This is a genomic window from Providencia sp. PROV156 (assembly GCF_028480905.1).
GTDB classification, from domain to species: Bacteria; Pseudomonadota; Gammaproteobacteria; order Enterobacterales; family Enterobacteriaceae; genus Providencia; species Providencia hangzhouensis.
On sequence record NZ_JAMPPE010000018.1, the window covers coordinates 1 to 25076 of the forward strand.

At 39.9% G+C, this 25076-nt stretch carries 25 protein-coding genes; 7 read left to right on the plus strand and 18 right to left on the minus strand.

Translation table 11 applies throughout. From position 1 onward, the window contains the following. Positions 1–97: 97 nt before the first annotated feature. Positions 98–664 carry a D-glycero-beta-D-manno-heptose 1,7-bisphosphate 7-phosphatase gene (gene gmhB / locus PSF31_RS13840; protein ID WP_094961152.1) on the minus strand — a complete coding sequence of 189 codons (567 nt, stop codon included), beginning with the start codon at positions 662–664 and terminating at the stop codon, positions 98–100. A 168-nt stretch (positions 665–832) separates the two neighbouring features. On the opposite strand from gmhB, the gene metN reads away from it, so the two are divergent. From metN to proS, 6 genes are all read left to right on the plus strand, one after another. Then, on the plus strand, positions 833–1864 hold the full coding sequence (gene metN / locus PSF31_RS13845; RefSeq protein WP_096864095.1) for a methionine ABC transporter ATP-binding protein MetN: 1032 nt from the start codon (positions 833–835) through the stop codon (positions 1862–1864). Further along, a complete protein-coding gene (gene metI, locus PSF31_RS13850) occupies positions 1857–2510 on the plus strand; it encodes a methionine ABC transporter permease MetI (RefSeq protein ID WP_004257375.1) in 654 nt (217 codons plus the stop codon). The genes metN and metI overlap by 8 nt, the downstream gene beginning before the upstream one ends. A gap of 59 nt (positions 2511–2569) precedes the next feature. Then, positions 2570–3391, plus strand: a complete 822-nt coding sequence (locus PSF31_RS13855; protein ID WP_004257378.1) for a MetQ/NlpA family lipoprotein — start codon at positions 2570–2572, stop codon at positions 3389–3391. A 126-nt stretch (positions 3392–3517) separates the two neighbouring features. Continuing rightward, positions 3518–3919 (plus strand): Rcs stress response system protein RcsF, encoded by a 402-nt coding sequence (rcsF, locus tag PSF31_RS13860; protein ID WP_004257380.1) that lies wholly within the window; start codon positions 3518–3520, stop codon positions 3917–3919. 7 nt (positions 3920–3926) lie between these two features. Continuing rightward, on the plus strand, positions 3927–4646 hold the full coding sequence (gene tsaA, locus PSF31_RS13865) for a tRNA (N6-threonylcarbamoyladenosine(37)-N6)-methyltransferase TrmO (RefSeq protein ID WP_096864094.1): 720 nt from the start codon (positions 3927–3929) through the stop codon (positions 4644–4646). Positions 4647–4745: 99 nt separating this feature from the next. Then, positions 4746–6464 carry a proline--tRNA ligase gene (gene proS / locus PSF31_RS13870; RefSeq protein WP_004257383.1) on the plus strand — a complete coding sequence of 573 codons (1719 nt, stop codon included), beginning with the start codon at positions 4746–4748 and terminating at the stop codon, positions 6462–6464. 61 nt (positions 6465–6525) lie between these two features. Here the strand turns inward: proS and chbG are convergent, their stop codons facing one another. From chbG to PSF31_RS13905, 7 genes are all read right to left on the minus strand, one after another. Then, positions 6526–7281: a chitin disaccharide deacetylase gene (gene chbG / locus PSF31_RS13875; protein ID WP_096864093.1), complete on the minus strand. Its 756-nt coding sequence runs from the start codon at positions 7279–7281 to the stop codon at positions 6526–6528. A gap of 35 nt (positions 7282–7316) precedes the next feature. Continuing rightward, positions 7317–8675: a 6-phospho-beta-glucosidase gene (locus PSF31_RS13880; protein WP_004257387.1), complete on the minus strand. Its 1359-nt coding sequence runs from the start codon at positions 8673–8675 to the stop codon at positions 7317–7319. Between the two features lie 110 nt (positions 8676–8785). Beyond that, entirely contained in the window at positions 8786–9637 is an 852-nt protein-coding gene (chbR, locus tag PSF31_RS13885) for a transcriptional regulator ChbR (protein ID WP_164456347.1), read from the minus strand. 25 nt (positions 9638–9662) lie between these two features. Continuing rightward, entirely contained in the window at positions 9663–10010 is a 348-nt protein-coding gene (chbA, locus tag PSF31_RS13890) for a PTS N,N'-diacetylchitobiose transporter subunit IIA (protein ID WP_004257393.1), read from the minus strand. Positions 10011–10054: 44 nt separating this feature from the next. Beyond that, positions 10055–11413, minus strand: coding sequence for a PTS N,N'-diacetylchitobiose transporter subunit IIC (gene chbC / locus PSF31_RS13895; protein ID WP_036957985.1), 1359 nt, complete (start codon positions 11411–11413; stop codon positions 10055–10057). 114 nt (positions 11414–11527) lie between these two features. Then, a complete protein-coding gene (locus tag PSF31_RS13900; RefSeq protein ID WP_094961145.1) occupies positions 11528–11848 on the minus strand; it encodes a PTS sugar transporter subunit IIB in 321 nt (106 codons plus the stop codon). A 372-nt stretch (positions 11849–12220) separates the two neighbouring features. Then, positions 12221–12877 (minus strand): copper resistance protein NlpE N-terminal domain-containing protein, encoded by a 657-nt coding sequence (locus PSF31_RS13905; RefSeq protein WP_094961144.1) that lies wholly within the window; start codon positions 12875–12877, stop codon positions 12221–12223. 271 nt (positions 12878–13148) lie between these two features. On the opposite strand from PSF31_RS13905, the gene rof reads away from it, so the two are divergent. Further along, positions 13149–13412 carry a Rho-binding antiterminator gene (rof, locus tag PSF31_RS13910; protein WP_004257417.1) on the plus strand — a complete coding sequence of 88 codons (264 nt, stop codon included), beginning with the start codon at positions 13149–13151 and terminating at the stop codon, positions 13410–13412. A 63-nt stretch (positions 13413–13475) separates the two neighbouring features. Here rof and tilS read toward each other — a convergent pair whose 3' ends face one another. The 10 genes from tilS to skp form a co-directional block, all read right to left on the minus strand. Continuing rightward, positions 13476–14828, minus strand: coding sequence for a tRNA lysidine(34) synthetase TilS (gene tilS / locus PSF31_RS13915; RefSeq protein WP_096864092.1), 1353 nt, complete (start codon positions 14826–14828; stop codon positions 13476–13478). Between the two features lie 13 nt (positions 14829–14841). Further along, positions 14842–15729 carry a DMT family transporter gene (locus PSF31_RS13920; RefSeq protein WP_094961142.1) on the minus strand — a complete coding sequence of 296 codons (888 nt, stop codon included), beginning with the start codon at positions 15727–15729 and terminating at the stop codon, positions 14842–14844. A gap of 148 nt (positions 15730–15877) precedes the next feature. After that, positions 15878–16837, minus strand: a complete 960-nt coding sequence (accA, locus tag PSF31_RS13925; RefSeq protein ID WP_004257429.1) for an acetyl-CoA carboxylase carboxyl transferase subunit alpha — start codon at positions 16835–16837, stop codon at positions 15878–15880. A gap of 12 nt (positions 16838–16849) precedes the next feature. Then, the gene (gene dnaE, locus PSF31_RS13930) at positions 16850–20332 is read right to left on the minus strand and encodes a DNA polymerase III subunit alpha (protein WP_036957990.1); all 3483 of its coding nucleotides are present in this window, start codon (positions 20330–20332) and stop codon (positions 16850–16852) included. An 11-nt stretch (positions 20333–20343) separates the two neighbouring features. Beyond that, complete coding sequence (gene rnhB / locus PSF31_RS13935) at positions 20344–20937, minus strand: ribonuclease HII (protein ID WP_004257437.1); 594 nt, start codon at positions 20935–20937, stop codon at positions 20344–20346. Beyond that, positions 20937–22088 (minus strand): lipid-A-disaccharide synthase, encoded by a 1152-nt coding sequence (gene lpxB, locus PSF31_RS13940; protein ID WP_096864091.1) that lies wholly within the window; start codon positions 22086–22088, stop codon positions 20937–20939. Before lpxB ends, rnhB begins: the two co-directional genes overlap by 1 nt. A 44-nt stretch (positions 22089–22132) precedes the next feature. Next, on the minus strand, positions 22133–22930 hold the full coding sequence (lpxA, locus tag PSF31_RS13945) for an acyl-ACP--UDP-N-acetylglucosamine O-acyltransferase (RefSeq protein ID WP_096864090.1): 798 nt from the start codon (positions 22928–22930) through the stop codon (positions 22133–22135). Position 22931: 1 nt separating this feature from the next. After that, entirely contained in the window at positions 22932–23384 is a 453-nt protein-coding gene (gene fabZ, locus PSF31_RS13950) for a 3-hydroxyacyl-ACP dehydratase FabZ (RefSeq protein ID WP_004257450.1), read from the minus strand. A 128-nt stretch (positions 23385–23512) separates the two neighbouring features. After that, on the minus strand, positions 23513–24550 hold the full coding sequence (gene lpxD, locus PSF31_RS13955) for a UDP-3-O-(3-hydroxymyristoyl)glucosamine N-acyltransferase (protein WP_094961138.1): 1038 nt from the start codon (positions 24548–24550) through the stop codon (positions 23513–23515). 3 nt (positions 24551–24553) lie between these two features. Next, positions 24554–25048, minus strand: coding sequence for a molecular chaperone Skp (gene skp, locus PSF31_RS13960; RefSeq protein ID WP_036957991.1), 495 nt, complete (start codon positions 25046–25048; stop codon positions 24554–24556). Positions 25049–25076 lie beyond the last annotated feature (28 nt).

Sequence of the window (25076 nt, forward strand, 5' to 3'; positions counted from 1 at the left end):
TTCCCGGTCAGTGGTGGCGCATTATAGGGAGTCAGAAAAATCTGGCAAGTGTTTTTTTACATTTTTTTTCTAACTGCCTATTTACCACCCAAAAAGGCTACTTTTTGATTCTTTTTAGCGTTTCTGGCAACTCTGCGATACTGTTAATAACAATATCTGCATTATTGATTGCTTCATCGGTGACTGGCTCACCACTTTTCACTAATACAGTTGTACCGACTTTAGCAGCTTTACCCGCCAACATATCAGCAAGTTTATCACCCACCATAATAGATGATGCCATATCTATTTTTAAAAAAGCCTGTGCGTCTAATAGCATTCCTGGCTTTGGCTTACGACAATTACAGTCTTGGCGATATTCTTCTACTGTAGCCTCAGTATGATGAGGGCAAAAATAAATACCGTCTAAGTCGATACCGCGATCTGCTAATGACCAATCCATCCATTCTGTGAGTTGCATAAACTGGTCTTCTGTATAAATTCCCCGACCAATACCTGACTGGTTAGTTACAATAACTAATGCATAACCCATCTTTTTTAATTCGAGCATCGCTTCAATTGACCCTTCAATAAATTCGAAATCATCAATTTTATGTACATAACCATGATCGATATTAATTGTTCCATCTCTATCTAAAAAGACTGCTGGGATCCCGTTACTCACCTGTTTACTCCTAAAATTTAGTATCTTTTTAGTATCTCATGAAAAGAAATAAAAGGAGAATAGAATAAATAGAACAATCTTTATTGACTTAGACGTCTAGACGCCTTAACATCCAACCTTATTAGATACACTATCTAAAAACAATTCAGATAAAGTTAGAAACTATAAATGATAAAGCTCTCAAATATTAATAAAGTTTTCCAGCAAGGAAGCCGTAACATTCAAGCGCTTACTGATATTAGCTTGCATGTGCCTGCTGGTCAGATCTATGGCGTTATTGGTGCTTCAGGTGCGGGTAAAAGTACGCTTATTCGTTGCGTGAATATGCTTGAACGCCCAACTTCAGGCCAAGTTATTGTTGATGGACAAGATTTAACATCAATGACTGAAAAAACGTTGACGAGAGCACGTCGCGGCATTGGCATGATTTTCCAGCATTTTAACCTGTTATCTTCACGTACCGTCTTTGATAACGTTGCTCTCCCCTTGGAACTTGATAATACGCCTAAAGAAAAAATTAAAGAGCGTGTAAATGAATTACTCGATTTAGTTGGGTTAACTGAAAAGAAAGATGCATACCCAGCAAACCTTTCTGGCGGACAAAAGCAACGTGTTGCTATAGCTCGCGCATTAGCTAATTCACCAAAAGTATTACTATGTGATGAAGCGACAAGTGCGTTAGACCCCGCGACAACCCGTTCAATTTTAGAATTATTAAAAGATATTAACCGTCGATTAGGCTTAACTATCTTATTAATTACTCACGAAATGGATGTTGTAAAACGTATTTGTGATCAAGTTGCTGTAATAAGTGGCGGTCAATTAATTGAGCAAGACAAAGTGAGTGAAGTATTCTCTCACCCGAAAACACCTGTCGCTCAAGCGTTTATTCAATCAACATTAGTTATTGATATTCCAGATGATTATAAAGAACGATTAAAAACGGAGCCAGGTAAGGAATTATCACCATTACTCAAGCTCGAATTTACAGGGCAGTCTGTTGATGCACCTTTAATTTCAATGGCTGTACGCAAATTTGATATTGATATTAATATTTTAAGTTCACAAATTGACTACGCCGGCGGCGTGAAATTTGGTGTGATGCTCGCAGAGCTACATGGCATCAATGGTGGGGTTGAATCCACAATTGCATTTTTAAAAGAGCATCATGTGAAAGTAGAGGTTTTGGGTTATGTCTGAGAGAATGATTTACCTGCTGATTAACGGCACAATTGACACTATCACAATGACCTTTGTTTCCGGCTTTTTAGGTTTTGTTTTAGGTTTACCATTAGGTGTATTGCTCTATATTACACGCAAAGACCAAGTAATGGAGAATGTAGGGCTATATCGTGCTCTTGCAGTTGTAGTAAACATTTTCCGCTCTGTGCCATTTATTATTTTACTGGTGTGGATTATTCCATTAACTTCGTTTCTTGTTGGAACGACTATTGGTTTAAAAGCAGCAATCGTTCCTTTAACAATTGGCGCTGCGCCGTTTATTGCTCGCATGGTTGAAAATGCGTTATTAGAAATTCCAAGTGGTTTAATTGAATCAGCCCGTGCGATGGGAGCAACTCCACTTCAGATTATTCGTAAGATTTTGATCCCTGAAGCATTGCCAAGTTTAATTAATGCAGCCACTATCACGTTAATTATGTTAGTCGGATATTCTGCAATGGGTGGTGCAGTTGGTGCCGGTGGTTTAGGTCAAATCGCACTACAATATGGTTATCAAACCTATAACCCTGTTGTGATGAATACCGTTATTGTGCTCCTCGTCATTTTAGTAAACCTAATTCAGTTTGGCGGCGAGTATTTAATGAAAAAAGTTTCACATCGATAGTTAGTAAAATAGCTGCGCCGTTAAGGTGCTTATAAAGTCCGTTTTAAAGGGGTAAACCAATGTCTATTAAATTAAAATCTATCGCAGTTGTCGGCGCGCTATTAGGCACACTCGTTCTCACTGGTTGTGGTGAAAAAGAGAAAGATGCCAACAGCATCAAAGTTGGTGTGATCATGGGCAAAGAATTAGAAGTTGCTGAAGTCGCACAGAAAGTTGCTAAAGAAAAGTACGGTTTAAATGTTGAGCTCGTTTCATTTAATGACTTCGTTTTACCTAATGAAGCATTAAGTAAAGGCGATATCGATGCGAACGCATTCCAACACAAGCCTTATCTTGATCAACAAATTAAAGATCGTAACTACAAATTAGTTCCTGTTGGAAATACCTTTATTTATCCAATTGCGGCTTACTCTAAAAAAATTAAGTCGGTAGATGAACTCGCTGATGGCTCACAAATTGCGTTACCAAATGACCCAACTAACTTAGGCCGTTCATTGCTGTTATTACAGCAACAAGGTTTAATTAAATTAAAAGATGGTACTGGCTTAATGCCAACTGTTTTAGATGTGGTTGAAAACCCGAAAGACCTGAAATTTGTTGAGTTAGAAGCGCCTCAATTACCTCGTGCTTTAGATGACCAAAAAATTGCATTAGCGATTATCAATACGACTTGGGCGAGTAGTGCTACACCTAAATTAACACCAGCAAAAGATGGTTTATTTGTTGAAGATAAAGATTCTCCGTACGTAAATATTATTGTTGCTCGTGAAGATAATAAAGATAGTGAGAACGTGAAAAAATTTATTCAGGCATATCAATCAGATGAAGTAGCAAACAAAGCTAATGAAGTCTTCGATGGTGGTGCAGTTAAAGGTTGGTAATCTTTTTTATTATTTAAAAAACGATTAAAATACTAGACGGCTTAACGCCGTCTAGTATTTTTTGTAATTTATAGACTATAAAAACAACGCGGCATTATTTTGAATCATATAAGAAAGGTATAACTTATGAGACTGTTATTGCTCACTTTGGTAACATTTGTGTTAGCCGGGTGTGGAATTAACCAATACACGAGTCCAGGGCAAAATAAAGGTTTCACTAGTATGAAATTGTCTAAACCTGTACCGAAAGTAACAGAGCCAGACACAGCAAACGTTAAATTAATGAATAGCCCAGAAGAATTATTAGGGATGCCTTTCAAAGATTTAGGTGTTGTTTCTGGGGAATCTTGTCGAGAAAGCGTTCAAAGCCCTCCGGCAAATTTGAATACCGCAAAAAACAGTATGTTAACACAAGCTGCCTATATTGCGGCTGATGCCGTACTTTTACACCAGTGCCAAACCATGACCTCTCCTGGTTGTTATCAGGCAACTATCTGTGAAGGCAGTGCATTACAAATTGTTGAATAAATATCTTATGCAATCTTTTCAGTTTAATGTTATTGGGCACATTGAATCACCTTATAAAGAAAAGTTTGCAATCCCTCGCCAACCTGGACTTGTTCAGGGAGGTGCGGGACGCTTACATCTGCATTCTCAATTCAACGACTCAAATGCGGTGCGAGGACTCAGTCAATTTAGCCATGTTTGGGTTCTATTCGTTTTTCATCAAACAATGAAAAATGGCTGGAAACCGCTAGTGCGTCCTCCAAGGCTTGGTGGCAATGATAAAATGGGTGTTTTCGCAACCCGTTCAACATTTAGGCCAAACCCAATAGGCATGTCTCTTGTTGAATTACATGGAATAACAATAGAAAACAATCAAGTAACCCTTGAGCTTGGTAGCATTGATTTAGTAGACGGCACCCCTGTTATCGATATAAAACCTTACTTGCCCTTTGCTGAGGCAATACCAACTGCAACTGCGGGGTACGCACAGGACATACCTTCAGATGATATGCAGGTTATATTTACCCCAGAAATAGAAACTGAATTAGATGATTATCAAAATCACTACCCAGGTATTAAACAATTTATTTCACAAGTTTTAATGCAAGACCCTCGCCCCGCATATAAGAAACAATCTACTGAAACACGTGACTATGCAGTCCATTTATTAGATTTTAATATTCGCTGGCGGGTAATTGATGGTGTGACTGAAGTATTCGCTATCGAACCATACGAAAAATCACGTTAACCCCTTTTGGCAAGTCTCCGTCACTGGTAGACTAGCTCACTATATACCTTGGCAAATAAGTCGTTTGCCATAACTTGTTGTTCTAATGGAACCTATACAATGCGTACTAGCAAATATCTGCTCTCAACTCTAAAAGAGACCCCTGCGGATGCAGAAGTTATCAGCCATCAGCTGATGCTGCGTGCAGGAATGATCCGTAAACTTGCTTCCGGTCTGTATGACTGGTTACCCACTGGTGTTCGTGTTCTACGTAAAGTAGAAACCATCGTCCGTGAAGAAATGGAAAATGCAGGCGCTATCGAGGTATCTTTACCCGTCGTTCAGCCTGCAGATTTATGGCAAGAAAGTGGACGTTGGGAACAGTATGGACCTGAATTGCTGCGTTTTGTTGACCGTGGTGAGCGCCCGTTTGTTCTCGGCCCGACCCATGAAGAAGTGATTACAGATTTAGTCCGTAACGAAATCACCTCTTACAAACAATTGCCATTGAATTTATTCCAAATTCAAACCAAATTCCGTGATGAAGTTCGCCCACGTTTTGGTGTGATGCGCTCGCGTGAATTTATTATGAAAGATGCATACTCTTTCCACACTAGCCAAGAATCATTGCAAGAAACCTATGATGCGATGTACGAAGCCTACAGCAAAATTTTCACGCGTATTGGCTTTGATTTCCGTGCCGTTCAAGCTGACACTGGCTCTATCGGCGGTAGCGCATCCCACGAATTCCAAGTATTAGCAAAAAATGGTGAAGATGACGTTATTTTCTCTACCGAATCTGATTATGCCGCTAACATTGAATTCGCAGAAGCATTAGCACCAACAACGCCACGTTGCGCTCCAACAGAAGAGATGCGTCTTGTTGATACTCCTAATGCAAAAACAATCGCAGAGCTCGTTGAGCAATTCAATTTACCTGTTGAAAAAACTGTTAAGACATTGATTGTTCATGCGAAAAAAGATTCAGGTCACACGCTCGTCGCTTTATTAATTCGTGGCGACCATGAGTTAAATGAAATCAAAGCAGAAAAACACCCATTAGTGGCCAGCCCATTAGAATTCGCCACGGAAGCTGAAATCAGAAATGCAGTGAATGCTGGCCCAGGCTCTTTAGGCCCAGTCAATATGCCACTACCGATTGTTATCGACCGTAGCGTTGCAGTAATGAGCGACTTTGGTGCAGGCGCAAATATTGATGGTAAACACTATTTTGGCATTAACTGGGAACGTGATTTGGCGTTACCAGAAGCTTTTGATTTACGCAACGTTGTTGAAGGAGACCCAAGCCCAGACGGTAAAGGTGTACTGCAAATTAAACGTGGTATCGAAGTTGGCCATATTTTCCAATTAGGTACTAAGTACTCAGAAGCAATGAAAGCTTCGGTCCAAAATGAAGATGGACATAACCAAATCGTCACCATGGGTTGTTATGGCATTGGTGTAACGCGTATTGTTGCCGCTGCTATTGAACAAAGCCATGATGACCGAGGAATTATTTGGCCGGACGCAATTGCTCCGTTCCAAGTGGCTATTTTACCAATGAATATGCACAAATCTTATCGTGTTAAAGAAGTTGCAGAAAAACTTTACGCTGACTTAAAAGCAAATGGTATTGATGTGATTTTCGATGACCGTAAAGAGCGCCCAGGTGTGATGTTTGCCGATATGGAGCTGATTGGTGTTCCATACACTATCGTTATTGGTGACCGTAACTTAGACAACAACCAAATTGAATATAAATCACGCCGTAGTGATGATAAAGAATTGGTTGGCTTAGAAAATGTCATTAGCTTCCTAAAAGGTAAGCTCGGTAAATAAAATAAGTTAAAAGCTAGAAAATAAAGCCCAAATTTCGGTTATTTGAATTTGGGCTTCTTTTTTAGATGTCTCGGTACGAACCAATCTTAAAACCATCCGCCAAAATCTGTGATTTTAAATTTTCAGATGTTAATACTTCCAATTCATTTAAACGTGGATAAGCATAGTTACTTTTTAATAGCGCATTATCAATAAACGCAGGATGACTCATAACTTCAATAGAATTATTACCTTGTGCTTTAGCTTCATTAATAATCTTCAAAAATAACGCTTCTGAAATTTGATCACCATAAAACTCACTACTGAAACAGTCAGTGCTTGCCACTTGATATGATAATGGCGGCCAATTTTTCTCTAATTGGCGATCAACACGTAACGCGACCCCCTTTTCTTGGGCGAAAGCAACTACAATTGGAAAAATACCCTCAATCATATGAACATGATGATGGCTATCTATATGGCTCGGTTTTTGACCAAAAATTTCGATAAATTTTTGATATTGCAGATTTAGCTCTTGTTCAATCTCAATCAATGGTAAATCATTAATATCAATATCCCAAAGCCATTTACCCAATAGCCCATCACGGCTGAGAGTAGGCATTAATGAGAAAGGCTTCCCAGCCGTTAAAACAAAATGCATCCCCACTGCCAGATTCGGATTCTCTTGGCTTAATTTAGCCGCATGGGATATTGCGGGCATATTCATCATCGCGCTTGTTGAATGAACAACCCCATTACGATGAGATTCAATGATGCCGTAATTAACGGCCTCGCAGAGTCCAAAATCATCGGCATTTACAATAAGTAATACAGCCATATGCTCTCCCTTGACACTATAAGCTATTTGGCTAATTAACCTTCTTGCTCAAGCTGTTGTATTGCTTTAGCGAAGTTCGGTAGGTGTTTTTTATGGGCGATTAGTAATTCCTTAGAAATTAAACGCGCATCGTTATCAGAATGAATTAATGGGTTTAGATTCATCGCCAATAAAACATCATTAAACTGACCATTTACTGCAGCTTGGCTAGTGGTAATTTCAAAAGTTTTTAAGGTATAAATTAAACCAAGTACTTTATCATCAAAATGCTTTACTCGTGGGTGCGGTTTTGCGCCATCACGACCTAATAAGCATGTCATTTCGACTGTCCAGTCTTCAGGAATATTATCAATATGCCCATGATGTGGAATATTAACGTAGTGCTCCGTTTGTTTGTCATTGTATATTGCATTGATGACTTCACAAGCGGCATCTGAATAATAAGCTCCACCTCTTAATTCAAGCTCTTTAGGTTTTACATCTAATGTTGGATTTTTATATAGTTCAAAGAGTTGATGCTCAACTTTTTGCACGACTTGAGCCCTAGCCCCCCCTTTATAATACTCGCCAAGCTCAATCGCTAGCATTTCCTTAGGTTTAAAATAGTACAATAAATAAGAGCATGGGATCAGATTTAATCCACGAATTAATCCTTCATCAAAAGCAAGGTCTGTAATATTTTTAACTGAATTTGCGCTTAATGTTCCAGAGGCAATCCCTTCTAATAACTCATTAAACCGTGATGAACCATTTACAATAACGTCTTTGATAAAAACCATATGATTTAAACCAAATAAGTCGATAGATAATTCATCGCTATCGGATAGTTTCAAAACATCGGTAATAAACATTTTCATACCGATAGGTATATTACAAACACCAATAAAACGTTTGAAGTTAGTGTGGCGATAAACAGCTTCAGTTACCATACCTGCGGGGTTGGTGAAATTAATTACCCAAGCATTCGGGCAAATTTCTTCGACATCTTTAATAATATCAAAAATCACAGGTATTGTTCGCAGCCCTTTGAATAAGCCACCAGCACCGTTAGTTTCTTGCCCCAAATAACCATGTTTTAAGGGGATTGATTCATCCAACGCACGTGCTTTTAATTGCCCAACTCTTAATTGAGTCGTCACGAAATCAGCGTCTTTTAATGCTTCTCGCCTATCAAGCGTTTTAAATATCTTGAGTGGTATATTGGCATGTTTAACCATGCGCTCGCATAAATTATAGATAATATCTAATTTTTCTTTACCTTCATCAACATCCACTAACCATAATTCAGTAATAGGTAACTCATGGTAACGTTTAATAAAACCTTCTAGTAATTCAGGAGTGTAGCTACTCCCTCCCCCAATGGTGACAACTTTTAATTTCTGATTCTGAGTCATATTAACCTCATTGTACCTTTATAATAGACATAGAAAAGCACACCATCTTTATAGAAAAAGATGGATATGCTTGAGACGCATAGAAATGGGAAGATTATTTAGGTAATAATTTAACCTACCATTTTTTGTTCAACACTAAATAGATTTTTTCTGTAATCACTTGGTGTTAATGAAGTTAGCTCTTTAAATTTTTTAACAAATAAACTTGGACTGCTATAACCGGATTCAAAAGCAATATCCGTAATTGAATAATTAGTTATTTCGAGTTGCTTTTTAGCAAAATTAATTCTGATATCATTAATAATCTGCATTGGCGTTTTGCCATAATAGCGTTTTGTTGCCCGAGTTAAGTACTCTTGTGATTTTCCCGTTATCGAAATCATATTTTGTAGAGCACTTTCACTAAACATAGCGATATCATGCATTTCTTCCAATGTATTTTTTAGCCATTGAGGGGCATCATCTCGCATACTTTTTTCACGATAATGGCGTAATCGATTTACGACATTAAATGTAACCAACTCAATAAATTCATTAAATTCACTATCACGAAAATTTAATGATGCAATCACGGACTCTATATAAGCCATAAATTCATTTTTTAATTGATAGCCTTGCGATGCAACAAAATAACTTGGTAATAGTGGTAAATAATGTTTATCAAAAAATGATTTACTAATTCCAACATTGAGTATCCGTGTAGGCCCAAAATCATAAGAGCTTTCATGATGCGACCCTATTGGGAGAAAAATAAAATCTCCCCGCTCTAATAAAACTTTTTTCCCATTAATTATTTGATAACAACGCCCCGTTAGAACAATCATATATTCATAATAATCATGTTGATGCAGTCCACTTGCACTCTCAACTTTATTATAAATAAAGACATGAAAGGTTTTATTATTAAAAAGTTCACTTTCTTGAACGAGTTTAATTTCAGCATTAGTGTCGGTTCTATTCATCAGTGCCTGCATCATGGCTCCCTCTCTAATGGTTTAATTTTTCATGTAACTCAATTAACTCTGTAATTAATTCACGGGCTAACATGGCATTCATTAAATGATCTTGTGCATGAACCAGAACTAAGCTAACTTTGATTCGTCCTTCACCCATATCACTTTCAATCAATTGAGTTTGCACTTTATGCGCCTCATTCAGCGAAGAGTGCGATTGTGCCATTAAACTTTTTGCCGTCACAAAATCACCTTCTTTCGCCTTTTTTAATGCGGTATAAGCCAAGCTTCTTGCTTGCCCTGCATTAATAATCAGCCCCATGACAACTTCTTCAAGTTCATCCATAGTCGCATCTTCTTGGATATCATTAAGTTCAAACATACTTTTATCTCTATTTTGATGGGAGGAGCAAGCTCCCCCTTATTTTAAAACTTAAGTGCGTTAGCAATATCTTCTTCACTCTCTTCTTCATCGATTGTGTTTTGTGCTTTATTAGAAATCACAACGAACGGAAGATAAACGAGTACAGCCACACCAAGGTTAAATAATGCAAGTAGTAAGGCAGCGATACTACCATTAGTATTGAAGAATGCAGCAAGCCCCGTCGGCATTGTCCATGGTGCGATATTCGTCACTGGTGGGATAATCCCTAAATAATAAGCCGCGACCATTATTCCTGCCAATAAAGGCTGAATAAGAATAAATGGAATAAACATAACCGGGTTCATAATGATCGGTAGACCAAAAATAATCGGCTCATTAATTTGGAAAATACCTGCCGGTAATGCTAATTTCGCAACCTGACGATGGTCGGCACGACGTGATGCGATAAAAATAGCGATAATTAATCCTAATGTAGCGCCCGTTCCACCTAAGAATACATAGGAGTCAAGCATCGGTTTTGCCCACATATGGAAGGATTTACCCGCAGCAATCGCAGCATCAACTGAACCATACTCTGCATATAAAGACACGTTTTCTAATGCCCACGGTGTCATTATACCGCTGTCTAATGCGGTTAATGCAAGAGAACCATGGATACCAAAGAACCATAATAGAGAGGTAAATACAACATATGCCCAGCCAACAACATTCCCCATAGAAGCAAGTGGTGTGGATACTGTGTCCATAATGATTTGATGGAAATTACTACTAATACCGCTTAGCGCCCACGACACAATTCCCATAATTGATAAGATGATAAAACCAGGAATAAGTGCAGAGAATGAACGAGATACGGATGGTGGTACGCTATCTGGTAATCTAATCACCCAATTACGGCGAACAATAAAAGTGAACATTTCAGCAACGACTAACCCTAGAATGATCCCTGAAATGATATTAGCCCCACCGAGCCAATTAGCACCAACGGCATAAGCACCATTGACGTCATATGGTGTGACTGTCATAAAAGAAGCAACAGCTAACAAACCAGCAGCAAGTGGATCAACCTTACGTTCTTCCGCCAGTGCCATCGCAATAAAAAAAGGTGCCATTAAGGACATAATTCCCAATGTCCCGTTATAAACGTTTCCACCAATGGCTTTAAAACCATTTAGTGTTTCTATCGTTGAAGGCTCTAGTCTAACCCCCAAAGAATAGAAAAATGACCCTGTATCAAAACTCAGAAAAACATTATTAATTAACACAAACATTGCCCCAACTAAGGTCAGAGGCATAATTCGAATAAAACCATTCTTTATTGCATTAACATGAGGTTGCTTTCCCAATCTAACAGCGAATGGAAGGAGTACCTTTTCAAGCGAAGTGATAAAAAGACTCATAAAAATACCCTCAATTTTTTGAGTATGCTCCATTCTTAACTAATTACGTTATGTTAATAACGTTAATGTTGATGGAGTTATTATGTTGTAGAGGTTGTAAATAGCTTTTTGGTATTAGCTTGCAGTTTGTTTTTTTATAATTGCAACTGCAGCTTTTAGTACACCGAGCCCATCCACTTTTCCATACAAAAGTGAATCAATAACTTCAACTGGCTTGTTAGGTAATAATTTTTGGATATCCGATAACATCCAAGCAATTTGCGGGCCGAGTAATATCACATCCGCATCTACACCTTTTTCTGAAGCTAAGCTTTCAGGGAAGGCCTCTATATTGACAGGTACATCGTATTTTTCTGCTTGCTGTCTCATTTTGTTAACTAGCAGTGAGGTAGACATTCCTGCAGAACAAAATAGATAAATATTTTTCTTATTCATTCCTTATCCTTTGATTCGTTCTATTTTTTATTACCGCTATAACTTATAAGTTTTCTTATAGACTTATCATCTAACCCAACCCTACACACTAAAGCAATTAATTATCTCTAGTTGAATTGAGTATACTGCCTTCCCAGCATTTTCGATAATTCAAACTAACCAACAATTGTCTCCCATTGACCAGCAGCCATGACAATCCTCACATTTATATAAATATTTTGCGTCAATAAAAAAGTTATATTGATATCAAATAATGATAAGAAAAAAATTAAAGATGGGTAATACGGCGTTTTAATTGGTAATTTACAGCCCAAAAAGAAGAAGACCCACTTCAGTTGAAGTGGGTCTTCTTAAGAAAGAAAAAAGTACGAATTAGTTGCAAGAAGCAGATTTGTCGAACTTAATTGCACCTGTTGGGACTAATGCGGAATCAAACTGGCCATCTTCCATTGAAGGACGAATGGTATAATAACCTTCAATTTCAGCATAGACAGGTGTACCACCATCTACCCCAGTTTCTCCATACGCTTTTTCTAATTCAACACCAGAAACAGCGTATTGGCGACCACTATCGCACTCTTTGAAAACAGCTGCATCAGCCATATAGCGGTACTGCCCCACTTTTTTACTTGGCTTAACTTGGTCTAACGTATAATTCATCTGTGTTTCAATCGGGTTACCGTCTAAATCCAGCAAGGTCACTGATTGACCATCTGCTGATTGGGCAAAATAAGTACTTTCACCTTTAGGATTAGTTGCTCGTAGTTTATTATTTTCTATATCCCATTTACCAGTATCATGGAAAGCTGTATCACCATCTTTCGTTCCTAAGTAAACGAGCTGTTCAACATAACTACCATCTTGGTTAACTAACAATGTTGCCTCAATACCAGAGCAATCCGCGCAAGGTAAAACCCCTGTATAGACTTTATCGACTGGTGCTGCATCAATATTTTTTGTCGCACTCTGGCAGCCAGCTAACGTAATACTTCCAACCGCCATTAAGACTAACATTAGTGATTTTTTCATTATAATTCCCTTAAAACCATGTGTTTTAACTTGTTAACCAATATAAACATCATAGCATTTCATCTAATAAAAATATGTCAAACATAAGAAAATTCGGACATTACTGATAAAATACGTTGTGTATTGATTTAGTGAATAAGAATTGTCTTTTTCCCTGCGCTGTGATTATAGTTATTAAAGTTACTGTGCTATTATCGTACTAAGCACATTTTTGCTTAGTACAACATGTTCAAGGCGGCAATAACCGCCACTAACACAGTGGTGAGGGAATATGTCTACAGATACTGAATATCAACCTATCAATTGTGATGATTACGAATATCTAGAAATCGCATGCCAACGTCAGCTAAAGTTGCAAATAATACTTAATGACGGCGTGAATATTGAGGGGAAGGCCAGTGATTTACTCCTACGAAAAAAAGTTGAGTACCTGATTGTTGAGACACATGATGGAACCAAGGAGTTAAGATTGGATTGCATAATTTCCTTCAGTCATCCTGAAATCGGCACAATTGTTGTCGACCACTCTCACTAATACTCACGATTTTGAGTCCTTCTATAGCCCCTTATGGTAATCACAGTCATAAGGGGCTTCTCATTAATTTAATACCTTAAATTCCCCCTCTTTTTGCCAATCGATGGCAATGCCCAGAGACGCTTCATCAACCAACCCCTCAGGGGTAATAAAGCACCCTACTGCGGTAATGAGCTGGTCGTTATAATAAATTAATGGCACTCTTTCTCTCATCCATGGAGCTACGCCTAATTCTTGCCAGATCTTCTTACTGCTTCTGGAACGATGGCGTCCTACTATTTTCAATGTGCCTTGCAGCCCAAAACGGATTGTCACATTTTCATGCGAAAGTGGTGGCCGTATCTGCCCCTCTCCTTCCATAACTTGTAATATTCCTAAGGATTCAGGTAACTCAATAGCCTCAGGAAAAGCCCATTCAAACTGTTTATTTAATAGACTATTAATGCGCTTAACAACCCACAATGCGCCTTGATAACGACGAATTTCAAATTGCCCTAAGCGGCAAATAGGGTCAGCGTCTTGCCGAGCTAACGCGACTTCTTGCCAAATACGTTCCAATTGGTTAAATGGCGGCATTGGTAATTGGTGCAAACCAACCCAACGACGAATTAACGCATTACGTTTGGAAGATGAACACCCTTGCAAATCATCTATAAATAGGCCCCCTCGGTAATCCATCATACCTTCAAGGGTCTCTTTTAATAACTCATCGAGTAATGATTCTTGCTCAGCACATAACGCGGCACTGCGCGCGACAGCATGAGAAAAATGTGGCCAGCGCTCAGACAAAGTCGGCATAATATGAAGACGTAAAAAATTTCTATCATAACGGTCATCTTGGTTACTATCGTCCTCAACCCACGACAATTGTTGTTCTTGCATATAAGCTTCTAGCGCTATACGGGGTGTTGAAAGTAATGGGCGTAATAGCCATGTTGAACCGCAACACGCTGAAAAACTCAATAATTCAGGCATTGAAGACAACCCTGCTGGCCCACTACCACGCTTTAACGCTAACATGAAAGTTTCTGCTTGGTCATCAAGATGTTGAGCCGTAACTAATACCTCGCCTTCTTGTAATTCTTCTCGGTAAGCCTGATAACGAGCTTCTCGTGCTGCTGCTTCAATACCTTTTTGGCTTGAATCAACCACGACATGTCGGCAAATAAAAGGAATGTCCCATTGTGAACATAATTGAGCACAATGCTGCTCCCATTCGTTTGCTTTTCTATTCAAGCCATGATGAATATGAATAGCACGAATTTCTAGTGAAGGAAGCCGTTGTTGCCGAATAAGATAAAGTACATGTAATAAAACTGTAGAGTCAATACCACCACTGAATCCCACTAGAATTTTTTGAATACCACTTATTTTATTAAGAACTTGTTCAACAATTACTTGCGAATGCTGCGCCATTTATTCGCCCTTCTTACGACTTCTGACTTTGGCTTTTTGCGCCAACACACAGAACACCAGAAATAATTACCAGTAATACCCCAATTGCATACGCAATTTCAAAAACATCATTTAAGATTAACACTAACCAGAGTACCGATAATACGGGAGATAAAAATACCACAGAAGCTATTTTCGCTGAATGACCTGTATTCATCGCCTTAAACCACAAAATATAAGACACCCCATTGATTAAAATGCCATTAACCAGTGTTGGCCAAAAAGCTGCTTTTGAAGGTAACTGCATTTCACTAAATAGTATCAGTAAGGCAAAAGAAGTTAGCGTTGAAAAAATAAATAACCACACAGTACTAATATAGGGGTCTATCGAATATTGGCGAGAAAAAACTGACATTAGTGCAAAGCAAAATGCACCACTAAAAACCAGTAATAACGCTGTTGGGTTTTCAACATGTAGCTGTGTAATTTGCCCTTTAGTAAAAGTAATAATCACCGCAATAAAACCAACTATGATGCCAATTATTTGTCTTCCAGCTAATTTATCTTTTAGCAATACTACTGATAACAAGATAATAACTAATGGCCAGCTATATTGAATGACCAATACGGCGATACCATTTTCAATGGAATATCCGTAATACAGTAACAAGTAGAATAAACAATCAAGAAAACCAAGAACAAAGACTTTGATTAGTACATCTCTTGGCAAGATAAACAGTTTTGTCAGCCGATACCCAGAAGCAAGTGCAACAATAATTACAGATATCGCTGAAATTAAGTTTGACCAAAAAAGGAATTGGAAGCTATCCATACCTTCTTGCCCAAAACGAGAGACAATAGGAATAAAGCTCCATATCAATACGCAAGTAAAAGCATATAGCAAATAATTATATTGTCGCACCCTAGTTCCTATCTATTATTATTTTCAGCAGATGAATAATTTAAATCAAAACACTCTGTTATCATTAAAAATGACTAGCTTAAAAATAAAAAAACGGGAGCTGGCAAAAAGCAAACTCCCGTTTTTATTAACGATTAGCGGTTAATAATTAGCAATAACCATAGTCCATCAGACGCTGATAGCGGCGGTTTTTCAACGCTTCGGCATCTAATGCATCTAATTCGTTTAAGTCCTCATTCAGGCGTGCTTTTAGCTGTTCCGCAATTTCATCATAATTACGATGTGCACCGCCTAATGGCTCAGGAATAACATTATCAATTAATTTCAGTTCTTTAAGACGTGGAGCAGTAATCCCCATCGCCTCTGCTGCTAGTGGTGCTTTATCTGCACTTTTCCATAGAATGGAAGCACAGCCTTCTGGTGAAATAACAGAATAAGTACTGTATTGCAGCATATTGACTTTATCACCAACACCGATGGCAAGAGCACCGCCAGAGCCACCTTCACCAATAACAGTACAAATGACTGGGACAGATAAACGTGACATTTCACGTAAATTACGTGCGATAGCCTCTGACTGACCACGCTCTTCAGCACCAACGCCCGGATAAGCCCCAGGAGTATCAATAAAGGTAATAATAGGCAAGTTAAAACGCTCAGCCAGTTCCATCAGACGCAATGCCTTACGGTAACCTTCTGGGGCTGGCATACCAAAATTACGACGGATTTTTTCTTTTGTCTCACGCCCTTTCTGATGCCCAATAATCATAACTGGGCGACCATCTAAACGCGCCATTCCACCCACAATGGCTTTATCATCTGCATAAGCACGATCACCTGCTAATTCTTGGAAATCAGTAAAAATGCGAGAAATATAATCCAATGTATATGGACGACGTGGATGACGAGCGAGTTTAGCGATTTGCCAAGCTCCTAGATCAGAGAAAATTTTACGTGTCAGTTCAACACTTTTTTCACGTAAACGAGCAACCTCTTCATCTAGGTTGACTTCTAAGTTGTTATCTTGACGGCTAACCGCTGTTAGAGAATCAATTTTCGCCTCTAATTCCGCGATTGGCTGTTCAAAATCAAGAAAATCCAGACTCATAATATTCCTATTTTAGTCAAATTCTAATTCTACCTGCTCACTACCCAGCAGAGTTCGAAGATCGTTCAGAAGGGGATCCACTGGCGTCACACGCCAAACAACACCAAATTTAAGCTTGGCTCTGGCATCATCCTTCTGGTAATACAGATGAACCGGGATCGTTCCTGAACGATGAGGTTCAAGAGTACTGCGAAGCCGGTTCAGCAATTGATCGTTAATTTGTTTATCTGACAGTGAAATTGCAAGTCCTCGTGCATATTTCTCCCTTGCTTCACTAATATCCATTAACTCACGCACTGTCATTTTATTACCACCATTGAAATCATCAAAGCTGACCTGACCGGTGGCTATCAGGATATTGTCTTTTTCCAACATATGTTGGTATTTATCGAGTGCATCTGAAAATAACATAATATCCAGACGACCGGAACGATCATCAAGCGTACAAATACCTATTCTATTTCCACGCTTGGTTGTAATGACTTTAGCTGAAAGTACTAAACCTACCACAGTTGTCACTTGACCACGAGGGGTGGGGTTCACATCTTTTAATCTAAGCCCATTAGTATAGCGCTCTATTTCGCTCAAGTATCGCGTTATTGGATGCCCTGTTAAATATAAACCAAGCGTTTCGCGTTCACCATCCAATACCACCTGCTCTGGCCATTTAGGCACACTGGCGTATGAACTTTCAACTTGTTCAGGTGCTTCCGCTAATACACCAAACATATCTGCTTGGCCTATTGCCTCTGCTTTAGCGTGTTGGTCAGCCGCTTTTAATGCATCTTCAAGGGAAGACATCAATGCCGCACGGTGAGGGCCTAATCGGTCAAATGCCCCTGCCATGATAAGCTTTTCCATCACACGACGATTAATTTTTTTAATATCGACTCGCGCACAGAGGTCAAAAATCTCTTTAAATATCCCGCCTTGTTGACGCGCTTCAACAATCGCTTCAATCGGGCCTTCACCGACCCCTTTAATTGCACCGATACCGTAAACTATCTCACCTTCATCATTCACATGGAAGTGATATAGCCCACTATTGATATCTGGTGGCAATACTTTTAAGCCCATTCGCCAACATTCATCAACTAAACCGACCACTTTTTCCGTGTTGTCCATATCAGCGGTCATTACAGCAGCCATAAATTCAGCGGGATAGTGAGCTTTTAACCATAATGTTTGATAAGAAACTAAAGCATAAGCTGCTGAGTGCGATTTATTAAACCCATAACCGGCAAATTTCTCTACCAAGTCAAAGATTTTCATTGATAACTCGCCATCTACCCCGTTTTTGATTGCTCCTTCTTCAAAAACAGAACGCTGCTTCGCCATTTCTTCAGGTTTCTTTTTCCCCATCGCACGACGCAGCATATCTGCACCGCCAAGCGTGTAACCGGCTAAAACCTGAGCAATTTGCATAACCTGTTCTTGGTATAAAATAATACCATATGTGGGCTCTAGAACAGGTTTTAATGATTCATGTTGCCATTGTACATCTGGATACGAAATTTCTTCACGACCATGCTTACGGTCAATAAAGTTATCTACCATGCCTGATTGTAATGGCCCGGGGCGGAATAATGCTACCAGAGCGATCATATCCTCAAAGCAGTCGGGACGTAATCGCTTAATTAAGTCCTTCATTCCACGGGATTCCAACTGGAATACTGCCGTGGTTTCTGAGCGCTGCAGCATATCAAAGCTTTTTTGATCGTGCAGCGGAATCGCCGCAATATCAACCGGCTCTAAGTTTTTCTTAGCACGGCGCGCGTTGATCATTTCCAACGCCCAGTTAATGATCGTCAACGTCCGTAAGCCGAGGAAGTCAAACTTCACTAGCCCTGCATATTCGACATCGTTTTTATCGAATTGCGTGACGGGGTTATTACCTTCCGCATCACAATACAGTGGCGCAAAGTCAGTAATTTTAGTTGGAGCGATAACCACCCCACCCGCATGTTTACCGGCATTTCGAGTGACCCCTTCGAGTTTACGCGCCATATCGATAAGCGCTTTAACCTCTTCATCAGCTTCATAAATTTCAGGGAGCTGTGGCTCTGCTTCGAATGCTTTTTCTAGTGTCATACCGGGATCTGGCGGCACTAATTTAGAAATTCTATCAACAAAACCATATGGATGCCCAAGTACACGCCCCACGTCGCGGATAACCGCTTTTGCCGCCATCGTACCAAAGGTAATGATTTGTGAAACGGCATCACGCCCATACATTTGGGCTACGTGATCAATGACTTGGTCGCGTTTTTCCATGCAGAAATCGACGTCAAAGTCAGGCATCGAAACACGCTCAGGGTTCAAGAAACGCTCAAATAGTAAATCGAACTCCAACGGGTCAAGGTCAGTAATTTTGAGTGCGTAGGCAACAAGGGAACCTGCCCCCGAACCTCGTCCAGGCCCAACGGGTACGCCGTTATCCTTCGACCATTGGATAAACTCCATAACTATCAAGAAGTAGCCAGGGAAACCCATTTGGTTGATTACGTTGAGTTCGATATCTAAACGCTCATCATACTCAGGACGCCTTTCTGCCCTGATTTTTTCATCAGGAAACAGAAATTCTAAACGCTCTTCGAGCCCCTCTTTAGAGCGCATGACTAAAAAGTCTTCTGTTTTCATATCCCCTGTTGGGAATTGAGGTAAGAAGTATTCACCTAAACGGATCGTCACATTACAACGCTTAGCAATCTCTACACTGTTTTCTAGCGCTTCAGGGATGTCAGCAAACAGCTCACACATCTCTTCTTCGGAACGTAAATATTGCTGAGGGCTATAATTTTTAGGCCTTTTTGGATCTGCTAATGTAAAACCATCATGGATAGCAACACGTATTTCATGAGCGTCAAAATCACTACTTTCAATAAAACAAACATCATTCGTTGCAACGACAGGTAGGCCTTTTTTAGTCGCTAACTCGACAGCCGCATGTAGATAACTTTCTTCATCAGGCCGCCCTGTTCTGACTAACTCTAAATAGTAGCTATCTGGGAAATGAGTTTCATAGAATGCAAGACACTCATCCACTAAGGATTGGTTTCCCCTTAATAGAAATTGCCCGACATCCCCTTTACGGCCACCGGACAGAAGAATCAAGCCGTCTTTGTGCTTGGCCAGCCATTCTCGTTTTATCGTTGGCCCAACCGCACCATAGCCCTTTTGGTATGCTTCAGAAATCAGTAGGGTGAGGTTTTGATAGCCTTCATTATTACGCGCTAAAACAGTTAGGTGAGATATTTCATCACCTAATAATTCACTTTCCACATAAAAATCAGCGCCAATAATGGGTTTGATCCCCGCACCATGCGCTGCACCATAAAACCGGACTAACCCGCAAAGGTTAGTAAAATCGGTGATCGCGAATGCAGGCATACCCATTGAAGCCACTTTTTTAACCAGTGGCCCCGTTTTGGCTAGCCCATCAATCATGGAATAGTCACTGTGAACACGTAAATGAATAAAACGAGGTGATGCCATCGACCTAATACCTACTTATTGCTGTCTAAAGCTCTTCTCACAGGAGCAAAGCTTTTACGATGGAATTCGGTTGCACCATACTGCGCCAATTTTTCTAAATGATACGCGGTTGGGTAGCCTTTATGCTTCGCAAAACCATATTCAGGAAAAGCTTTGTCCAACTCAACCATTTCCCTATCCCTAATCACTTTAGCTAAAATGGATGCTGCGCTAATTTCTTGTACTAGGCTGTCGCCCTTAATTACTGCTTGTGAAGGCATTGGCAATTCAGGACAACGGTTACCATCAATTAAAACATACTCAGGAATAATGGATAAACCGGCAACAGCGCGCTGCATAGCTAACATAGTTGCATGTAATATATTTATATTATCAATTTCTTCTGGTTCTGCGCGACCAATACACCAACACAATGCTTTTTCTTGAATTTCATCAAATAATTTCTCACGTTTTTTTTCGGTGAGTTTTTTTGAGTCTGCCAACCCTATAATAGGGTTATTGGGATCAAGAATCACCGCTGCTGTCACTACAGCTCCGACTAATGGGCCTCGGCCTACTTCGTCAACACCAGCGATTAAATTTGCTTTTGGATAGATAAATTCCATTAATTTTTGACCATATCTAATACAGCTTCAGCCGCTTGTTTATCTGCGTCACAACGAATAAGCTGATGTAATTGTAAAAAAGTTTCTTTCAGGTTTTCAACCCGCTCGCCACCTTCTAGGAGTGGAAGCAACTGCTGTGCAAGTTTATCAGGCTGGCAATCCTCTTGTAGTAACTCTTTGACAATATCTTTTCCTGCTAACAAATTAGGCAAAGAAACATACGGCGTTTTCACTAACCGTTTTGCCAACCAGAAGGTGAAAGGTTTCATACGATACCCCACCACCATTGGGCATTTTGTTAGCATACATTCAAGTGCTGCCGTTCCTGATGCTAATAAAGTCGCATCTGCTGCAATCATTGCATCACGAGCTTGGCCATCTAAAGTATGAATTTGCAGCTCAGGCGTAGTATTTTGCTTTATCTCATCAAACTGCTGGCGGCGTTTTTCATTCACCAACGGCACCACAATATGTAAATCCGGGATATTACGCTGTAATATTTTCGCTGTATTAAGAAAATCTGCGCTTAGCATTTCGACTTCGGAATGACGACTTCCTGGTAGTAAGGCTAAACATTTAACATGCTCAGGAATATTCAGCCGATGTCGAGCGGCTTGTTTATCAGGGTGTAATGGAATGGCATCCGCCATTGTGTGCCCGATAAAACGGCAAGGAACATTAAAACGATCGTAAAAGGCTTTTTCAAAAGGTAAGAAAGCTAATACTAAATTCGTTGAACGACCGATTTTAAATACCCGTTTTTGACGCCATGCCCAAACTGATGGGCTAACATAATGAATGGTTTTAATCCCTTTCGATTTTAAGCGCCCCTCAAGGGTAATATTAAAATCAGGGGCATCAATTCCAACAAAAACATCTGGCTGTAATTCGGTAAAACGCTGGGTTAGATCCTTACGGATGGATAATAACCGAGGTAGGCGGCCGAGGACTTCAACGATACCCATGACGGCAAGCTCTTCCATTTCATACCAAGCTTCACAACCTTCGGCTTGCATTAAAGGACCAGCAACACCAACAAAGCGAGCATCTGGTATTTGCTCTTTAAGTGCACGGATAAGCCCCGCACCGAGAATATCACCAGATGTTTCTCCGGCAACAAGGCCAATAGTAAGTGGGCGGCTATTATTCACCGAAATTCGCTCCTTATTAAAGGCCTCGATTCATTAATACTAGATTAACGAATAATACCACGTTTAGACTGCGCTGAATCCTCTAAGAAATCACTAAACACTTTAACGTGTTCATTCGCTTTTGCCGCTTCTGCGATTTCTTCACGAGCTTCTTCTAACGATTTACCTGAACGATATAACACCTTGTATGCATTACGAATAGCATGTAGTGATTCTTTTTCAAAACCGCGGCGTTTTAGACCTTCAAGATTTAAACCAAATGGTGTCGCGTGGTTACCTTGTGCAATGACATAAGGCGGCACATCTTGTGCAACACCAGAGCAGCCACCAACCATAACATGAGCACCAATTTTACAAAACTGGTGAACTGCGGTCATCCCACCAATAATGGCATAATCACCAAGTGTTACATGACCACCTAGAGTACCGTTATTTGCAATAATACAACGGTTTCCAATGATACAATCATGAGCAATATGCACATTCACCATTAGTAAGTTATCATTGCCCACTTTTGTCAGGCCAACATCTTGAACAGTACCACGGTGAATGGTTACGCTTTCACGAATACGGTTTCTGTCCCCGATTTCAACTCGCGTTGGTTCGCCTTGGTATTTAAGATCTTGGTTAATCTCACCAATGGAAGCGAACTGGAAAATCACATTGTCACGACCAATTTTTGTATGGCCATTAACCACAACATGAGATTTCAGTTCAGTACCTTCACCAATTTCAACATTCGCGCCAATATAACAAAAAGGGCCAATACGAACATTGGCACCGATGATAGCTCCATCTTCTACGATAGAGGATGGATGAATATAGGCTGTTTTATCAATCATATCAGACCTCACGACGACGGGCGCACATCATTTCTGCTTCGCAGGCCACTTCTCCATCAACTTTAGCAACACCTTTAAAACGTGCAACTCCGCGGCGTTCTTTGATAAATTCTACTTCTAAGACCATTTGGTCTCCTGGTAGAACGGGACGTTTAAAACGCGCATTGTCTATCGCTGCAAAATAGTACAACTCACCCGGCTCTAATTTTCCAACGCTTTTAAACGCAAGAATTCCTGTCGCTTGCGCCATGGCTTCTAAAATCAATACACCAGGGAAAATAGGTTTACTTGGGAAGTGTCCTTGGAAAAATGGCTCGTTAAATGACACATTTTTCACTGCACGTAATGATTTGCCTTTTTCAAAATCCAATACACGGTCAACCAGAAGGAATGGGTAACGGTGCGGAAGCAGTTCTAAGATTTCTTCTATATTCAGAGTATGATTATCACTCATCGAAATACTCTTCCTGTCTATTAATACGGTTTAATTAATGAATCGGCCTGCTTTAACCTTAAATTAGGTTAACTGGCAGGCCGGAAAACGTAACTCAGATAACTATTTTAGCCTGAATTACAAAATGATTACTGTTTTTTTTGATTTTGGCTATCTAATTCACGCTCAACATGTTTCAGCCGCTTATTCATCTCATTGATATTTAAGACTAAAGCGGCTGTTTTACGCCAAGTTTTATTAGGCTGTAAAGGAATCCCTGAAGAATATACTCCTGGTTCAGTGATAGGTCTCATAACCATCCCCATTCCTGTTACTGTGACCTTATCGCAAATTTCCATATGGCCGTTGATAACACTGGCACCACCAATCATACAGTAACGGCCGATTTTTAAACTACCAGCCATGATAACACCACCAGCAACTGCGGTATTATCACCAATTATGACATTGTGTGCAATTTGGCACTGGTTATCGATAATAACCCCATTGCCAATTACTGTGTTATCTAAAGCACCTCGGTCAATGGTTGTACTCGCACCGATCTCAACACGATCGCCGATGATCACTGTGCCTAATTGAGGAATTTTGATCCAATTACCACGATCATTCGCATAGCCGAAACCATCAGAGCCAATGACTGTGCCAGATTGAACTAAACAGTGTTCGCCAATCTCAACATTGTGGTATACGCTGACATTCGCCCACAAACGGGTTCCTGTACCAATACGCGTATTTTTGCCCACAAAACAACCTGCGCCAATCACCACATTATCGCCAAGCTCAACACCACTTTCGATAACGGCATTTGCGCCAATTGCGACATTCTTACCAAGTTTTGCATCATCAGCAATTACCGCTGATGCATGGATATCTTCAGCTGGGCTTGGCGTTGTATCCATAATTTGAGCCATGCGTGCATAAGCAAGGTATGGGTTATCCACTACCAGAGCAGCCACTTTGCATGCTTCAAGATCTTTTGCTGTGAGAACCACCGCTGCAGCTTGGCAATCTGCCAATTTGTCACTATAACGGCTGTCAGATAGAAAAGTAATCTGTTGATTATTCGCTGAATGCATTGGAGCAATACCGGTGATGGTAATATCACCATCACCGTGTAATTGTGCATTCAACTGCTGAGCAAGGTCAGCCAATCGAATTGAAGACATCTATTATTTAACCTGTTTTTGAACCTGACTTGTAATGTCAACGCTATCTTTTGCATAAGCAACTGCATTTGCATCGATAACGACATCATAGCCTTCTTTAGCTGCAACAGCCTTAATAGAGTTCTGAATACGAGTTAAAATTTTAGTACGCTCTTCGCCTTGGCGACGGCGGTTGTCTTCTTCAAATTTTTGAGCTTTTTCAGCGAATTGATCACGTTTAGTCATGAGTTCAGATTCAAGCTTTTCGCGCTCACTTTGTTTCATTGTTGCACCATCACGACGCAATTTTTCAACGCGAGTTTGCAAATCTTTTTCTAGATTTTGTAACTCAGTCGCACGACTTTTGAATTCACTTTCAAGCTGTTTAGCAACGGCTTCACGCGCTGGCATATTTTGGAAAATTTCACCAACATTGACGATAGCGATTTTCTCAGCATAAGCCCCCGCAGACATTGCTAAAGCAATACTCACACCCGCTGCACACAACAATTTTTTCACACTAAACTCCTTAACCCATACGTATGGC

What these genes read in the sequence shown, in the direction of transcription:
- metN (WP_096864095.1), top strand. Translation starts at nt 833, where the DNA reads ATGATAAAGCTCTCAAATATTAATAAAGTTTTCCAGCAAGGAAGCCGT.
- metI (WP_004257375.1), top strand. Translation starts at nt 1,857, where the DNA reads ATGTCTGAGAGAATGATTTACCTGCTGATTAACGGCACAATTGACACT.
- PSF31_RS13855 (WP_004257378.1), top strand. Translation starts at nt 2,570, where the DNA reads ATGTCTATTAAATTAAAATCTATCGCAGTTGTCGGCGCGCTATTAGGC.
- rcsF (WP_004257380.1), top strand. Translation starts at nt 3,518, where the DNA reads ATGAGACTGTTATTGCTCACTTTGGTAACATTTGTGTTAGCCGGGTGT.
- tsaA (WP_096864094.1), top strand. Translation starts at nt 3,927, where the DNA reads ATGCAATCTTTTCAGTTTAATGTTATTGGGCACATTGAATCACCTTAT.
- proS (WP_004257383.1), top strand. Translation starts at nt 4,746, where the DNA reads ATGCGTACTAGCAAATATCTGCTCTCAACTCTAAAAGAGACCCCTGCG.
- chbG (WP_096864093.1), bottom strand. Translation starts at nt 7,281, where the DNA reads ATGGCTGTATTACTTATTGTAAATGCCGATGATTTTGGACTCTGCGAG.
- PSF31_RS13880 (WP_004257387.1), bottom strand. Translation starts at nt 8,675, where the DNA reads ATGACTCAGAATCAGAAATTAAAAGTTGTCACCATTGGGGGAGGGAGT.
- chbR (WP_164456347.1), bottom strand. Translation starts at nt 9,637, where the DNA reads ATGAATAGAACCGACACTAATGCTGAAATTAAACTCGTTCAAGAAAGT.
- chbA (WP_004257393.1), bottom strand. Translation starts at nt 10,010, where the DNA reads ATGTTTGAACTTAATGATATCCAAGAAGATGCGACTATGGATGAACTT.
- chbC (WP_036957985.1), bottom strand. Translation starts at nt 11,413, where the DNA reads ATGAGTCTTTTTATCACTTCGCTTGAAAAGGTACTCCTTCCATTCGCT.
- PSF31_RS13900 (WP_094961145.1), bottom strand. Translation starts at nt 11,848, where the DNA reads ATGAATAAGAAAAATATTTATCTATTTTGTTCTGCAGGAATGTCTACC.
- PSF31_RS13905 (WP_094961144.1), bottom strand. Translation starts at nt 12,877, where the DNA reads ATGAAAAAATCACTAATGTTAGTCTTAATGGCGGTTGGAAGTATTACG.
- rof (WP_004257417.1), top strand. Translation starts at nt 13,149, where the DNA reads ATGTCTACAGATACTGAATATCAACCTATCAATTGTGATGATTACGAA.
- tilS (WP_096864092.1), bottom strand. Translation starts at nt 14,828, where the DNA reads ATGGCGCAGCATTCGCAAGTAATTGTTGAACAAGTTCTTAATAAAATA.
- accA (WP_004257429.1), bottom strand. Translation starts at nt 16,837, where the DNA reads ATGAGTCTGGATTTTCTTGATTTTGAACAGCCAATCGCGGAATTAGAG.
- dnaE (WP_036957990.1), bottom strand. Translation starts at nt 20,332, where the DNA reads ATGGCATCACCTCGTTTTATTCATTTACGTGTTCACAGTGACTATTCC.
- rnhB (WP_004257437.1), bottom strand. Translation starts at nt 20,937, where the DNA reads ATGGAATTTATCTATCCAAAAGCAAATTTAATCGCTGGTGTTGACGAA.
- lpxA (WP_096864090.1), bottom strand. Translation starts at nt 22,930, where the DNA reads ATGATTGATAAAACAGCCTATATTCATCCATCCTCTATCGTAGAAGAT.
- fabZ (WP_004257450.1), bottom strand. Translation starts at nt 23,384, where the DNA reads ATGAGTGATAATCATACTCTGAATATAGAAGAAATCTTAGAACTGCTT.
- lpxD (WP_094961138.1), bottom strand. Translation starts at nt 24,550, where the DNA reads ATGTCTTCAATTCGATTGGCTGACCTTGCTCAGCAGTTGAATGCACAA.